Raw genomic sequence first — 14832 nt, forward strand, 5'->3', positions numbered from 1 at the left:
GTACGAGAACCGCCCCTGGCACCGGAAAGGCAGGCTCCGGCCCTTGGCCCGACAACGTCCGTAGCGGATTCTGGAAAAGCTAGCACGGCGCCGCGAATTTGCCGGAGCAGCGCTTCGTTGTCCCCAAACGGCGTGGGCGAGGCTGTGGACAACCTGGGTGAAAAGGTCCGGGAGTCCCGGGCGGCAGGGCCTCCGCGGAACCGATCATTTTTTGATCAGCCGGCAGTTTCCCGTAGCGGCAGCACCGTCACCCGCACCTCCGGGTCATGGCTACCACCGCCGAGGATCACTCCGCGCAGCGGCGACACATCGGAAAAATCCCGCCCCCAGGCCAGGGTGATGTGCTCCAGGTCAGGCAACAGGTCGTTGGTCGGGTCGAAGTCCACCCAGCCGTTCTCCGGGCAATACAGCGAGACCCAGGCATGCGAGGCGTCGGCGCCGATCAGTCGCGCCTGCCCGGGCGGCGGGCGGGTCAGCAGGTAGCCGCTGACGTAGCGCGCCGCCAGTCCGCGCGCGCGCAGGCAGGCGAGCATCAGGTGGGCGAAGTCCTGGCAGACCCCGCGACGGCGCTCCAGCACTTCGTCCAGCGGCGTCGCCACCTGGGTGGCCTGCGCATCGAAGGCGAACTCGCGGAAGATCTTCTCCATCAGTGCCGCCGCCGCCACCAGCAACGGCCGTCCGGGCGGGAAGCAGTCGGCGGCGAACTCGGCGAATCGCCGCTGGATGCGCACATAGGGCGACTCGACGCGATAGCGGCAGGCTTCCAGCTCGGCGGCGGACAGCGCCCGCCCGGAAAATGCCAGCCCGGCGGCGACGGTTTCCCATGCCGGCGACGCGGTCAGTTGCGCCGGCGCATGGGCGAACACTTCGATCTGCAGTCGCGCGCTGACCCGCAGCGCCTCGTGGGGACGCTCGAAGGCCAGCCGGCTCAGCGGATTGCCGAATGCGTCGTGGCCATCCTCGCGCCGGCTCGGCCCCGGCTCGATCAGCAGTGCCCGCTCATGACAGGCCTGCCAGGCGCATTCGCGTGGCCAGAGATGCGCCAGTTGCCGCGACAGCGAGACCGGCGTCGCATAGCGGTAATGGGTGTCGTGCAGCACCTGGTAGCGGGCGCCCTGGAGCGGAACGGAGCAAAGCGCGGGTGCGGACATCAGGTGGATACCGTTCTCTGGCTGACATCGTCGACATGGGCGAAATAGCGCAAGCCTAGCCGATCGGAGACCTGTCCGGCGCAGGCGGCGATGTCGCGCAGCAGTCGCGCCAGCCCGACGAGCACCTCGTCGAGTCCTGCCGCGCCGAACAGCGGGCTTTCCAGGGCCGCCAGATCGAAGCTGCGCAGGCGTTCGCCCAGGGTCCTGAGTTCCCGCTCGCGTGGCGCGCCGAACTCCTCGTGCAGGCGCTCCAGCGAACGCTCCAGGGCCTGCAACTGGAAGCGCAGCGAGTGCGGGTTCTGCTCGTGCAACAGGAGCAGGTCGAGCACCGGGACCAGTTGCGGCGACGCCAGGTAGCGCGAGCGGTAGGTGATGCCGCTGTTACCCAGTTCCAGCAGCCATTCCAGCGCGCCGGCGTCCCAGGCGCTACCGCCGTCGAGGAAGGCGGCGATGCTCTCGGCGAAGAAGCGCACGCGCTCGATGCGCCGGCCGATCATCAGGAAACGCCAGCCGTCGTCGCGGGTCATGTCGTCGAGGGCGAAACCAGACAACGCGGCCAGGGACATCACTAGCCGGTTGAGGAAGTCCAGCGCTTCGCCGAGGTCGGTGCGTGCCGGATCGAGCGCCTGCATGTCGCGTTGCAGCTCCAGCAAGGCCAGCCAGTTCTCCCCGGACAAGCGCCCGCGCACCTGCGCCGCCGCCCAGTGCAGGCGCCGCAGGTTGGCGCACAGGCTCGCCGGCCAGTGCTCGTCGAGCAACGCCCGCAACAGGCACCTTTCCAACGGCTCGCCATCCCCGGGCAGCAGGCCGATGCCGCCGGCCAGGGCCAGGGCGCTGCGCAGCGCCTCTTCGTCGCCATCGGCATCCACGTAGCGCGACAGCACCACCCGCAGCAGGCGCGCGTGGTCGTCGCAACGCTCGGCATAGCGGCCGTACCAGAACAGGTTTTCCACCACCCGCGACGGCAGGTAGGGATCCTCGCGGACCAGGTCGCGCACGCCGAGCCGGCGCGGCCGCCACGGCTCGCCGCCGACCGCACGCTCGGCCAGTACCCAGGTGTCCTTGCTCGCGCCGCCGCGTTGCATCGACACCACCTCGGCATCCGCCGCCGAGGCTACGCGGGTCAGACCGCCGGGCATCACCCAGTAGCGTCCGTCGGCGGCGGCGACGGCGAACACGCGCATGCCGATGGCCCGCGACTGCAGGCCGACGCCGGCCTCGCCGTCGCGCCAGACCGGCGCCTGGGACAACTGCGCCAGGCGTTGCGCCACGTAGGCCTGCGGGCGCTCGCGCAAGCGCTCGCCGAGGGATGCCAGGCCGGCACCGTCGAGGGCGTGGCCGAACAGCGGTTCGCAGCGCTGGCCGGGAAAGGCCGGCTTGATCACCAGGTCGGGCAGTGCCGCGAGTATCGCCTCGAGGGCCTGCGGCTCGCCGCACCAGCGGGTGTCGAGCGAGGGCAGCGCCAACTCCTCGCCCAGCAGGCGGCGACAGGCCTGCGGCAGGAAGCCGAGCAGGCCGGGCGATTCCAGCACCCCGCTGCCCAACGCGTTGGCCACCAGTACGCGCTCCTGGCGTACCGCCTCGAGCAGGCCGGGAATGCCCAGCGCCGAGTCGGTACGCAATTCCAGCGGGTCGCAGAAGTCGTCATCGAGGCGCCGCAATACCGCGTGCACCCGTTTCAGGCCGCCGAGGGTCTTGAGATAGAGGGTGGCGTCGCGCACCGTCAGGTCGTGCCCCTCGACCAGCGGGAAACCGAGCTGGCGCGCCAGGTAGAGATGCTCGAAGTAGGTTTCGTTGAAACGTCCGGGAGTCAGCAGCACCACCAGCGGCGTCTCGCCGTCGCCGGCGGCCTGGCTGGCGAGGGTCTCCTGCAGGGTGCGGAAATACCCGGCGAGATGCTGCACGCGCAGGTCGCGATAGAGTTCCGGCAAGGCCCGCGAGACGATCTGCCGGTTCTCCAGCGCATAGCCCGCGCCGGACGGCGCCTGGGTGCGGTCGGCGAGGACCTGCCAGCGTCCGTCGGCATCGCGCGCCAGGTCGACGGCATAGCTGTGCAGGAAGATCCCGCCGGGCGGCCGGATGCCGAGCGCCGGCCAGAGGAAGTTCGGATGGCCGAAGACCAGTTCGCTGGGCAGCAGCCCTTCGGCGAGCAGACGCTGCTCGCCGTACAGGTCGGCCAGCAGCGCGTTGAGCAGCCGAGCACGCTGTGCCACGCCGGCGGCGATCGGCTGCCACTCGGCGGCGGACAGCAGGTTCGGCAGAAGGTCCAGCGCCCAGGGGCGGTCGGTGCCCTTGGGATCGGCGTAGACGTTGTAGGTGACGCCGTTCTCCTGGATCTGCCGTTCCACCAGGGCCTGGCGCTGGCGCAGTTGCTCAGGGCTGCTGCGCTCCAGTTGGCGGAACAGCCGCTGCCAATGGGGACGCACGCCACCCTGGCGATCGAGCAGCTCATGGTAGGCCGTATCGGTGAACGGATAGTGGGCAAGCAGCTCGGGCATCGAAGGCTCGCGGGGCTGGGGTTGCGGTCACTGTAGCGGAGTCGGCGACGCGCCGCCGGAGCGAAGCGACGAGGCGTTGCCGGGTCCGCCAGCGCGGTTCTCCGCGAAGACCGGGTTGCCCCGGAAGCGCAAGACTTGTGCCAGCGCCGCCAGCCCCGGGCGGCCAGGAGGTCGCGCCACGGCGATGCACCGCGACGGTGCGCGACCGCTGGCAGGGTTGCAGCCACGCACCCTTTGCGGGCGGCAGGGCCGCCCCGGCGATCAGCGCGGGATGTTCGGCTGGCGCGACTTCTTCTTGCCCTTGGCGAAGGCCGTCGCCTTGTTCTGCTGGCCCTTGCTCCACGGCTTGCCGCCGTCGCTGGCGCGTGGCGGCAGGCCGGTATGCTGGGTCAGCAGCTTGCCGGCCTTCTTGCTGCCGGCCGGCGTCGAGTTCTTCCGCCGGGCGCTCTGGTATTCGCCGGTATCCGGCTGGTAGGTCGGGACCAGGTGGTGCTTGCCATTGCCGATCAGGTCGGCGCGCCCCATCCGCTCCAGCGCCTCGCGCAGCAGCGGCCAGCCTTTCGGGTCGTGGTAGCGCAGGAAGGCCTTGTGCAGGCGCCGCTGCTGGTCGCTCTTGACGATGGTCACGCCATCGCTCTTGTAGGTGACCTTGCGCAGCGGGTTCTTGCCCGAGTGATACATCGCGGTGGCGGTGGCCATCGGCGAGGGATAGAACGCCTGGACCTGGTCGGCGCGGAAGCCGTTGCGCTTGAGCCACAGGGCCAGGTTCATCATGTCTTCGTCGGTGGTCCCGGGGTGGGCGGCGATGAAGTACGGGATCAGGTACTGCTCCTTGCCGGCTTCCTTCGAGAACTTCTCGAACATCTGCTTGAAGCGGTCGTAGGTGCCGATCCCCGGCTTCATCATCTTGTCCAGCGGACCGCGCTCGGTGTGCTCCGGGGCGATCTTCAGGTAGCCGCCGACGTGGTGGGTCACCAGTTCCTTGACGTACTCGGGCGACTCGACGGCGAGGTCGTAGCGCAGGCCGGAGGCGATCAGGATCTTCTTCACCCCCGGCAGCGCCCGGGCCTTGCGGTACAGCTCGATCAGCGAGCTGTGGTCGGTATCGAGGTTCTCGCAGATGCCGGGGAACACGCAGGACGGCTTGCGGCAGTGCCGCTCGATGTCCGGGCTCTTGCAGGCGATGCGGTACATGTTCGCCGTCGGTCCGCCAAGGTCGGAGACCACGCCGGTGAAGCCGGGCACCTTGTCGCGCATCTCCTCGATCTCGCGGATGATCGAGTCGTGCGAGCGGTTCTGGATGATCCGTCCCTCATGTTCGGTGATCGAGCAGAAGGTGCAGCCGCCGAAGCAGCCACGCATGATGTTCACCGAGAAGCGGATCATCTCGTAGGCGGGAATCTTCGCCTTGCCGTAGGCCGGGTGCGGTACGCGGGCATAGGGCATGCCGAACACGTAGTCCATTTCCTCGGTGCTCATCGGAATGGGCGGCGGGTTGAACCAGACATCCACTTCGCCGTGCTTCTGCACCAGGGCACGGGCGTTGCCCGGGTTGGTCTCCAGGTGCAGCACGCGGTTGGCGTGGGCATAGAGCACCGAGTCGTTGCGCACCTTCTCGAAAGACGGCAGGCGGATCACGGTCTTCTCCCGGGTCAGCCTGGGGTTCGCCAGCAACTGCACGACCTTGGCTTCCTGCGGGTCCTCCTGCACGCCCTTTTCCTGCTCGATGGCGCAGGCGGCAGTGTCCTGGGTATTCACGTAGGGATTGATGATCTTGTCGATCTTGCCCGGCCGGTCGATCCGCGTGGAATCGATCTCGAACCAGCCCTCCGGGGTGTCGCGACGGACGAAGGCGGTGCCGCGCACGTCGGTGATCGCGCTCAGCGGTTCGCCCTGGGCCAGGCGCTGGGCGATTTCCACCACCGCACGCTCGGCGTTGCCGTAGAGCAGGATGTCGGCCGTGGCGTCCATCAGGATCGAGCGGCGGACCTTGTCCTGCCAGTAGTCGTAATGGGCGATACGGCGCAACGAGGCCTCGATCCCGCCGAGGATCACCGGCACATGGCTGTAGGCCTCCTTGCAGCGCTGGCTGTAGACCAGGCTGGCGCGGTCCGGGCGCTTGCCGGCCAGGCCGCCGGGGGTGTAGGCGTCGTCGGAACGGACCTTCTTGTCCGCGGTGTAGCGGTTGATCATCGAGTCCATGTTGCCGGCCGCCACGCCGAAGAACAGGTTCGGCTCGCCGAGCTTCATGAAGTCGTCCTTCGACTGCCAGTCCGGCTGGGCGATGATGCCGACGCGGAACCCCTGGGCCTCCAGCAGGCGGCCGATGATGGCCATGCCGAAGGACGGGTGGTCGACGTAGGCATCGCCGGTGACGATGATGATGTCGCAGGAGTCCCAGCCGAGCTGATCCATCTCTTCCCTACTCATAGGCAGGAAGGGCGCCGGACCGAAACACTCGGCCCAGTACTTGGGATAGTCGAACAGCGGCTTGGCGGCTTGCATCACGGGCACCAGGGGGTATCTCTAGGAATAGGGGGTCGCGAAAACGCGGGCGCGGAATATAGCACAAAAAATGAGCAATTCCGACGTTTTCACTGGGTATTGCCTGCCGTCGGCCGGCTTCGAAAAAATGCCATCATTTCGCCACCTTCTTTCTATACTCCATTCATCGTCATCTCACCCGGCCTCTAAGGCAGGCCCCCGGGAGAGTCATCGTGCGCCATCCTCTTGCCCTGCTCGCGGTCATCTTCCTGCTACTGGCCAGCGCCGTTTCGCGCGCCGCGCCGGAGTTTCCAGCGCCCCCGGCCAGCGGCGCCTGGTTGAACGGCTCGCTGGACCTGCTCGAAGACCCCGATGGCAACCTGGCGGTGGAGGACCTCGAACAAACGGAGCAGGCCGGCCGCTTCGTCGCCGCCGCCGGCCGCACCAGCGTCGGCCTCAGTCGCAGCGTCTGGTGGCTGCGCCTCGACCTGCCGAGACGCGAGGCGGTATCCGGCGGCTGGTGGCTGGAAGTCGCCAGCGCCAGCCTGCACGACCTGCGCCTGTACCTCCCCGACGAGCGCGGCGGGTTCCGCGAACATCGCAGCGGCGAAGCGGTGCCCTTCGCCGAGGGCCGCGACCACGCCTATCGTCATCCGCTGTTCCAGCTCCCTCCCGGCGATGGGCCGTTGCGCGTCTACCTGCGCAGCTACGATCCCGGCGGCAACGCCTTTCCGCTGAGGCTCTGGAGCCACGACGAACTGCTGGAATACCGCAGCCAGGGCAACCTGCTGTTCGGCATGGCCTACGGGCTGATCCTCGCCCTGCTGCTGTACAACCTGTTCCTCTTCACCAGCCTGCGCGATCGCGCCTATTTCTGGTACGTGCTGACCGCTGCCAGCGCGCTGGTGCTGACCCTGAGCATCAGCGGCCATGGTTTCGAGTATTTCTGGCCCGAGCGGGCGGTGCCCTGGTGGCTTGACCGCCTGGCGCTGCTGGCGATCTGGGGCATCTGCGTGATCCGCTTCAGCCAGAACCTGCTGCAAAGCCGGCAGCACGCACGCTGGGCCCATCACCTGCTGAACGCCTGTTGCCTGCTGTTCCTTGCCTGCCTGGCGTTCAACGCCGCCGGCTGGCGCTGGCAGGCGGCCGGCGTGCTGGCGCTGACCCTGCTGGCCAACCTGCCGATCGCCATCGGCCTGGCAGTGCAGCGCTGGCGCCAGGGTTCGGCCACGGCGCGCCTGTACCTGGTCGGCTTCGGCCTGGTGCTCGGCAGCGTCAGCCTTGGCGTGATGCGCGCCACCGCGCTGGTCCAGCCGACCTCGGCCAACGCCATGGTCTTCCCGCTGGCGCTGACCCTGGAGGCCCTGCTGTTCTCCCTGGCGCTCGCCTCGCGCATCCAGGATCTGAAGCAGGAAAGGGCCCTGGCCCTGGACCAGGCCGACCAGGAAAAGAACGCGCGCCTGGCCCTGCTGCACAGCGCCCAGCGCGACCTGGCACGCGCCGTGGAAGTCCGTACCAACGAGCTGAGCGAGGCCAATCGCCAGTTGCAGATGCGCGAAGCGCAACTGCAGTACGCCGCCCATCACGACTCGCTGACCGGGCTTGGCAACCGCAGGCACCTGATGGAATTCGCCGAAAGCGCCCTGGACGATGCGCGCCGCCACGGCAACAGCATGGCGCTGCTGCTGATCGACCTGGATCACTTCAAGCCGATCAACGATACCCATGGCCACGATGCCGGCGACTTCGTCCTGCAGAACGTGGCCCAGCGGCTGCGCCATTGCGTGCGCACCGAGGATTGCGTGGCACGCCTCGGCGGCGACGAATTCGCCGTGCTGGTCGGCGGGTCGAATGCCGAGCAGCATGCCCGCGACATCGCCGAACGCCTGCTGCGAGAACTGGCGAAACCGGTGGAGTTCGCCAAGCAGTGGCTGGTGATCACACCGAGCATCGGCGTCGCCCTGTTTCCCGGCGACGCCCTGCAGTTCGGCAAACTCTACAAGGCCGCCGACCAGGCGCTGTACCGGGTCAAGGGCGCCGGGCGCGCCGGCTATGCGATGGTCCAGGAGCTACAGTTGGAGCAAGCCATGGACAGCCTTCGAACTTACAAATGAAGCCTGGAGACAGCCCACATATCGAGCTATCCTACAATTCCTTTGAAAGATGATTTCCAGACCTGCGAGTAAAACGCTCAAAACGAGTAGAAATATAAAAATCGACTCGATATCACGAAAACACCTAGACCCCTACAATCATAAACCAACCTAAAAAACCATAAAAATGCGAAGAAGCCTCCTCCAATTTAAAAATTTTCGAAAAACCCTAAAAAAAAATATAAAGAACCGTCTCGCGCTTCTTTCTCTTGCGCTCCTATATGATACCTCGCTGGCCACTGCGAAGCCTCAGGAAAACTGCAACTTTCTCTGGGGAACGGCCTCAGCGGCCTATCAGGTAGAGGGCGGTTGGAATCTGGACGGGAAAGGACCTTCGAACTGGGACGACTTCACCCATAGAGGCATTACCAAGTATCTTATCGGAGAGAGCCACACTGGCGATGTTGCCACGAACCAGATATCCAGAGACGTCTATCTAAAAGACATAGATCTGATGCGCAAACTCGGAGTCAACTCGTACCGTTTCTCGATAAGCTGGGCACGAGTGCTGCCCGATGGCCAGACGATAAACCCCAAAGGGCTCGAGTACTACAAGATACTCATACAAGATTTGAAGGATGCCGGAATAACTCCAATTGTAACACTTTACCACTGGGATATGCCCTTAGCTCTTTACAAGAAAGGTGGATGGTACTCCTCTAAATCGCCCGACTGGTTCGCTGGCTACGCAAAGCTCATTTTCAGCAATTTTGGCGAAGAGGTACCTTACTTCATAACTTTCAATGAGCCGGAGGGCAATATCTTTACCCTGACGCCCTTGGTAGAGAACTTCCTCACCGAGACCCCCTCACCCTATGAGAAAGTACTATCCGTAGAGTCACGCGCAGCTCAGGCAGAGGCCATGCACAACCTCCTGCTGGCGAACTCGCTAGCGGTTACCTCATACAAGGAAGCAGGGTACAAGGGACGAATCGGTATTGCCCTGAATCTATCCCCCTGTGTCGATAATGAGAACCCGAACAGCGCAGCCAAGAGGAACTGTAACTCTGTGCACAATGCCTGGGTTCTGGACGCGCTTTACAAAGGAAACTACCCGAAAGATATAAAAACTCTCTATCAGAAGTACGCACCCGCGTTCCAGCCCTCTCAGGATGATATGAAAAAGATCATGCAGGGAAGACCTGACTTCATCGGCGTAAACTTCTACTCTCCCACCCTGGTGAAAGACGATCCAAGCCAACCCTTCGGAATAGCAAATCGCCCAAATCCAGACCAGTATCCTTCCTATAACGGCCCCGTCTCTCCTTCTCATCTGGTCGAACTACTAATGCAGATAGACAAAGAATACGACCATCCTACTCTGATCATAACGGAGAACGGAGCCGGTTTCGGAGTGGACGATGAAAAACTCACTGGAAATAGGGTGCTAGATCCACTCAGGGCAAAGTATCTCTCTGACCACATTGATGCAGTGCTCTCAGCCAGGCATGCAGGAGTGAAAGTAGAAGGGTATCTATTCTGGAGTCTTCTGGACAACTTCGAGTGGCTGTTCGGCTACAGAAATCGCTTCGGAATGATTGGGGTCGACTTTGAAAGCCCACAACTAGCGAGGACACCAAAATCCAGCTATTACAAATACCAAGAGAAAATCAGGGATTATAAAGAGCGTAACAAGTGCCTGCCCCAGCAAAGCCGGCACTCAGGTTAACGACTTCAAAAAAAGACCTGGCGCTATAGGCGGCCAGGTCCGTACTGGAAGGCACGCGGAACCCGCGCACCAACCTTGCTCAGAAGCTCGTAGCCGAGGGTGCCGCAGGCACGGGCGACCTCGTCCACCGACAACCCGGCGCCCCACAACTCCACCGGGTCGCCAACGCGAGCCTCCGGCAGGTCGGAGAGGTCGACCGCCAGCATGTCCATCGAGACCCGCCCGGCCAGGGTCGCGCGGCGTCCCCCGACCAGTACCGGAGTCCCGGCTGGCGCGGTGCGCGGGTAGCCGTCGGCGTAGCCGCAACTGACCGTGCCGATCCGCGCCGGCCGCTCGGCGATCCAGGTGGCGCCGTAGCCGACGCTCTCGCCCACGGCCACCTCGCGCAGCGAAATCAACTGCGCGCCCAGGCTCATGGCCGGCCTCAGGCCCAGTTCGGCGGCACTCAGGTCGGCCAGCGGGGTCGACCCGTAGAGCATGATTCCCGGCCGCAGCCAGTCCATGTGGGCGGCTGGGATAGTCAGCACCGCCGCCGAATTGGCCAGGCTGCGCTGGTCGAAGTCCAGGTCGAGCAGGCCGAGGAAACTCTCCAGCTGCTGTTCGGTGAGCGGATGGTTGCGTTCGTCGGCGCAGGCGAAATGGCTGATCAGGTTCAGCTCGCGCACACCGGGATGGCTGCGCAGGCGCGCATGCCAGGCGCGCAGCGCGGCAGGATCGAAGCCCAGGCGGTGCATGCCGGAGTCGAGCTTGAGCCAGACGTTGAGTGGAATATCCAGGCCGGCGGCGAGGAACGCCTCGCCCTGTTCCGCGCCCTGGATCACCAGGTCCAGGCGCAATTGCCCGGCGAGGGCGTATTCGCTCGCCTCGAAGCAGCCTTCCAGCAACAGGATGCGCGCGCTGGCGTGCAAGGCGCGGACTTCCGCGGCCTCCTCCAGGCAGGCCACGGCGAAGCCATCGGCATCGTCGTGCAACGCGGTAACCACTTCGCGCGCACCGTGGCCATAGGCGTTCGCCTTGACCACCGCGAACGCCTGGCGCTGCGGCGCGCAGCGCTTGGCCAGGGCATAGTTGTGGCGAATGGCGGAAAGGTCGACGGTGGCAACGAGGGGACGCATGGCATCGGGTCCTGCAACTGAAACGGGTGCCTATGGTAAGGCGCCCGCCGGGCAAGACCCAAGCCGGGTCATTCGTCCTCGAAGTTGTACATGCCGGCGGCAAGGTTCTCGAAGCGCGTGTATTTGCCGATGAAGGCCAGGCGCACCGTGCCGATCGGACCGTTACGCTGCTTGCCGATGATGATTTCGGCGACGCCCTTGAACTCGGTCTCCGGGTGGTACACCTCGTCGCGGTAGACGAACATGATCACGTCGGCGTCCTGCTCGATCGCCCCGGATTCGCGCAAGTCGGAGTTCACCGGGCGCTTGTTGGGTCGCTGCTCCAGGGAGCGGTTGAGCTGCGACAGGGCGATCACCGGGCAGTTGAATTCCTTCGCCAGGGCCTTCAGCGAGCGGGAGATCTCGGAAATCTCGTTGGTCCGGTTGTCGCCGCTGGAGCCGGGTATCTGCATCAGCTGCAGGTAGTCGATCATGATCAGCGCCAGGTCGCCGTGCTCGCGCACCAGGCGACGGGTCCGCGCACGCATTTCCGAGGGGCTGATGCCGGCGGTGTCGTCGATGAACAGCTTCTTGTCGTTGAGCAGGTTGATCGCCGAGGTCAGGCGCGGCCAATCCTCGTCGTCGAGCTTGCCGGAACGGACCTTGGTCTGATCGATGCGACCGAGCGACGAGAGCATACGCATCACGATCGAGTCGGAGGGCATCTCCAGGGAGTACACCAACACGGCCTTGTCGGTGCGCATCACCGCATTCTCGACCAGGTTCATGGCGAAGGTGGTCTTACCCATCGACGGACGCCCGGCGACGATGATCAGGTCGGCCGGCTGCAGGCCGCTGGTCTTCTCGTCGAGGTCGGTGAAACCGGTGGACACCCCGGTCAGCGCCTCGCTGGTGTTGAACAGGTAGTCGATGCGGTCGATGGTCTTGACCAGGATATCGCTGATCCCCACCGGCCCGCCGGTCTTCGGTCGCGCTTCGGCGATCTCGAAGATCTTCCGCTCGGCCTCGTCGAGGATCTCGTTGGCGCCGCGCCCTTCCGGGTGGAAGGCGCTGTCGGCGATCTCGTTGCTGATGCCGATCAGTTGGCGCAGGGTGGCGCGCTCGCGGATGATCTGCGCGTAGGCCTTGATGTTGGCGACCGACGGAATGTTCTTCGCCAGTTCGCCGAGATAGGCCAGGCCGCCGACCTGGGCCAGTTGTCCTTCCTTCTCCAACTGCTCGGAGAGGGTCACCACGTCGATCGGCTGGTTGGCCTCGGCCAGCTTGTAGATGGCGCGGAAGATCAGGCGATGGTCATGGCGGTAGAAATCGCCGTCGGACACCGAGTCCGACACCCGCTCCCAGGCGTTGTTGTCCAGCATCAGGCCACCCAGCACGGCCTGCTCGGCCTCGATCGAGTGCGGCGGCACCTTCAGGGCTGTGGTTTCCAGGTCGTATTGCTCGGGGCTGGTGATCTCGTTCATAGACTCGACGCAAGAAAAAGGAACAGCGGAAAAAACAACGGGCACGGTGCCGTTGCCGGTACCGTGCCCGATGTTAGCGGACTGCCGCGGACACGCATATGCCCGCCCAGCCCTACCGATCGGATCGCTTACTCAGCGACGATGATCAGCTTCAGAGTGGTTTCCACGTCGGTGTGCAGGTGCACGGCGACGTCGAACTCACCGGTGTTGCGCAGCGCGCCGTTGGGCAGGCGAACTTCGGCTTTTTCCAGCGGGTAACCGGCAGCGGAAACGGCTTCGGCGATGTCGCGGGTGCCGATCGAACCGAACAGCTTGCCTTCGTCGCCAGCGTGGGCGCCGAGGGTTACCACCAGCTCGGAGAGCTGGGCAGCACGGGCTTCGGCAGCGGCCTTCTTCTCGGCGGCAGCCTTTTCCAGCTCGGCGCGGCGGGCTTCGAACGCAGCGACGTTCTCGGCGGTGGCGACGGTGGCCTTGCCCTGCGGCAGCAGGAAGTTACGGGCGTAACCGCCCTTGATGTTCACCTTGTCGCCCAGGTTGCCCAGGTTGGCGACTTTTTCCAGCAGGATGACTTCCATTTGAGTCTTACCTCTTAACTTTTAACCTTCACCGTTCGTGGAACCCTGGCGCCGGGCCAGGCGTCCACGAAAATCAAACAGACTGTCGACAACCGCCAAAAGACAGATCAGGTTCCCCAGCAGCAATACAGCCAGGTACAGGCCCACCAGCCAACCACCCGCGAGGCGCTTCAGGGCGATCAGGCCATGCCCGAGCGCCACGCCGGCGATGATCAGCGGCACGCTGCACAACGGACCGAGCACCGCGGCCTGCACTTCCAGCGCCGGGACCACGACGGCCCCCAGCAGCAGGATCACGGCAACCGCCGGCGCCAGCCGCAAACTCCGGAATTCGCGACCGAAGCCGCCCGGGTTGTACAGCGAAGCCTGCCAGTACCGCGCGAGCATCAGGCAGAGCAGGCAGGTCACCTGCAGCGAGGAAGCCATGACCCCGGTCAGGGTCGGCACCAGCGCCACCTGCAACTTGTCCAGCTCTTCGCCCGACAGCTGGGACTCCCCGCGAAGCTGGGTCAGGACCTTGGTGACTTCCGTCGCCAGGGCGCCGATCAGCTCGCTGGAGGTATGCCCCAGCACCAGCGCGAATACCACGCCAACTGCAACACTGCCCAGCAGCACATGGCTCCAGGACGTGCTGGCGCGCAGGATCTGCGCCAGCGTCAGGGTACCGAGCAGGACCAGAAGGATGCTCGGATCGCCCAGGTACCACCAGAACATCGCCGGTAGCACCGCCCAGGCCAGGACGCCGAAGGCGTCGCCGAATCCGCGCCGCAGCAGCACCAGGCTACCGGCGGCGGCACTCAGCCAGAACAACAGTGGAACAACCGCGGAGCCTGCCACGGCGAGCGTGGCCTGCATGCGGCCGCGCATGGTGAACTCAGCCAGTGCGCGCATGCGATCTATCCCTTACCAGCGTTCGACTGCCCGATCTCAACGGCCGTGGCTGTCGGTGTAAGGAAGCAGGGCCAGGTAGCGGGCGCGCTTGATAGCGGTCGCCAGCTGACGCTGGTACTTGGCCTTGGTGCCGGTGATACGGCTCGGAACGATCTTGCCGGTTTCGGAAACGTAGGCCTTCAGGGTGTTGAGATCCTTGTAATCGATCTCTTTCACGCCTTCGGCGGTGAAGCGGCAGAACTTACGACGACGGAAGAAACGTGCCATGTGATTGGCTCCTCAATACTGGTCCGGAATTACTCGTCAGCGTTATCGCTATCGCTGTTGTCGTCGCCATCGGCGCCTTCAGCGTTATCGTTCGGACGCTCACGACGCTCGCGACGCTCGTTGCGGCTTTCTTCAGCCTTGAGCATCTCGGACTGCTCGGTGACAGCTTCGTCGCGACGCATGACCAGGTTACGGATCACGGCATCGTTGTAACGGAAGTTGTCTTCCAGCTCAGCCAGGGCCTTGGCGCTGCACTCGACGTTCATCAGAACGTAGTGGGCCTTGTGCACGTTGTTGATGGCGTAGGCCAGCTGACGACGGCCCCAGTCTTCCAGACGGTGGATCTTGCCGCCGTCTTCTTCGATGGCCTTGGTGTAACGCTCGACCATGCCACCGACTTGTTCGCTCTGGTCCGGGTGAACCAGGAACACGATTTCGTAATGACGCATAAATGCTCCTTACGGGTTGCAGCCTGCCGCAGAACGGTCAGGCAAGGAGTGAATGTTTTCTTGGCTTGCCTGGCGGAGAGGCGAACGAACGCCTGCCCGCGCGGCAAGGGGCGACAT

The 14832-nt window shown here is 64.7% G+C and carries 11 protein-coding genes; 2 read left to right on the forward strand and 9 right to left on the reverse strand.

Translation table 11 applies throughout. The features are described 5' to 3' along the window. Window positions 1-215: 215 nt before the first annotated feature. The 3 genes from VQ065_RS28325 to VQ065_RS28335 form a co-directional block, all read right to left on the reverse strand. Window positions 216-1151, reverse strand: coding sequence for a transglutaminase family protein (locus VQ065_RS28325; RefSeq protein WP_003095601.1), 936 nt, complete (start codon window positions 1149-1151; stop codon window positions 216-218). Next, on the reverse strand, window positions 1151-3649 hold the full coding sequence (locus VQ065_RS28330; RefSeq protein WP_014603518.1) for a circularly permuted type 2 ATP-grasp protein: 2499 nt from the start codon (window positions 3647-3649) through the stop codon (window positions 1151-1153). Before VQ065_RS28330 ends, VQ065_RS28325 begins: the two co-directional genes overlap by 1 nt. Window positions 3650-3910: 261 nt before the next feature. Continuing rightward, entirely contained in the window at window positions 3911-6154 is a 2244-nt protein-coding gene (locus tag VQ065_RS28335; protein WP_003095609.1) for a YgiQ family radical SAM protein, read from the reverse strand. A 212-nt stretch (window positions 6155-6366) separates the two neighbouring features. Between VQ065_RS28335 and VQ065_RS28340 the strand changes: the two genes are divergently transcribed. Further along, complete coding sequence (locus VQ065_RS28340) at window positions 6367-8247, forward strand: diguanylate cyclase (protein WP_003095612.1); 1881 nt, start codon at window positions 6367-6369, stop codon at window positions 8245-8247. A 166-nt stretch (window positions 8248-8413) separates the two neighbouring features. Continuing rightward, window positions 8414-9955, forward strand: coding sequence for a glycoside hydrolase family 1 protein (locus tag VQ065_RS28345; protein ID WP_003095614.1), 1542 nt, complete (start codon window positions 8414-8416; stop codon window positions 9953-9955). Between the two features lie 23 nt (window positions 9956-9978). Here the strand turns inward: VQ065_RS28345 and alr are convergent, their stop codons facing one another. The 6 genes from alr to rpsF form a co-directional block, all read right to left on the reverse strand. After that, complete coding sequence (gene alr / locus VQ065_RS28350) at window positions 9979-11070, reverse strand: alanine racemase (protein WP_003095617.1); 1092 nt, start codon at window positions 11068-11070, stop codon at window positions 9979-9981. A 68-nt stretch (window positions 11071-11138) separates the two neighbouring features. Next, entirely contained in the window at window positions 11139-12533 is a 1395-nt protein-coding gene (dnaB, locus tag VQ065_RS28355; protein WP_003095622.1) for a replicative DNA helicase, read from the reverse strand. A gap of 128 nt (window positions 12534-12661) precedes the next feature. Continuing rightward, window positions 12662-13108 carry a 50S ribosomal protein L9 gene (gene rplI / locus VQ065_RS28360; RefSeq protein ID WP_003095627.1) on the reverse strand — a complete coding sequence of 149 codons (447 nt, stop codon included), beginning with the start codon at window positions 13106-13108 and terminating at the stop codon, window positions 12662-12664. 21 nt (window positions 13109-13129) lie between these two features. Beyond that, complete coding sequence (locus tag VQ065_RS28365; protein ID WP_003095630.1) at window positions 13130-13999, reverse strand: hypothetical protein; 870 nt, start codon at window positions 13997-13999, stop codon at window positions 13130-13132. 36 nt (window positions 14000-14035) lie between these two features. Further along, entirely contained in the window at window positions 14036-14266 is a 231-nt protein-coding gene (gene rpsR, locus VQ065_RS28370; RefSeq protein WP_003095634.1) for a 30S ribosomal protein S18, read from the reverse strand. A gap of 29 nt (window positions 14267-14295) precedes the next feature. After that, window positions 14296-14715: a 30S ribosomal protein S6 gene (gene rpsF / locus VQ065_RS28375; protein ID WP_003095636.1), complete on the reverse strand. Its 420-nt coding sequence runs from the start codon at window positions 14713-14715 to the stop codon at window positions 14296-14298. Window positions 14716-14832: the final 117 nt, after the last annotated feature.

Origin of the sequence: Pseudomonas sp. KBN10P06128 (assembly GCF_037574945.1) — a bacterium.
Lineage (GTDB): Bacteria > Pseudomonadota > Gammaproteobacteria > Pseudomonadales > Pseudomonadaceae > Pseudomonas > Pseudomonas aeruginosa.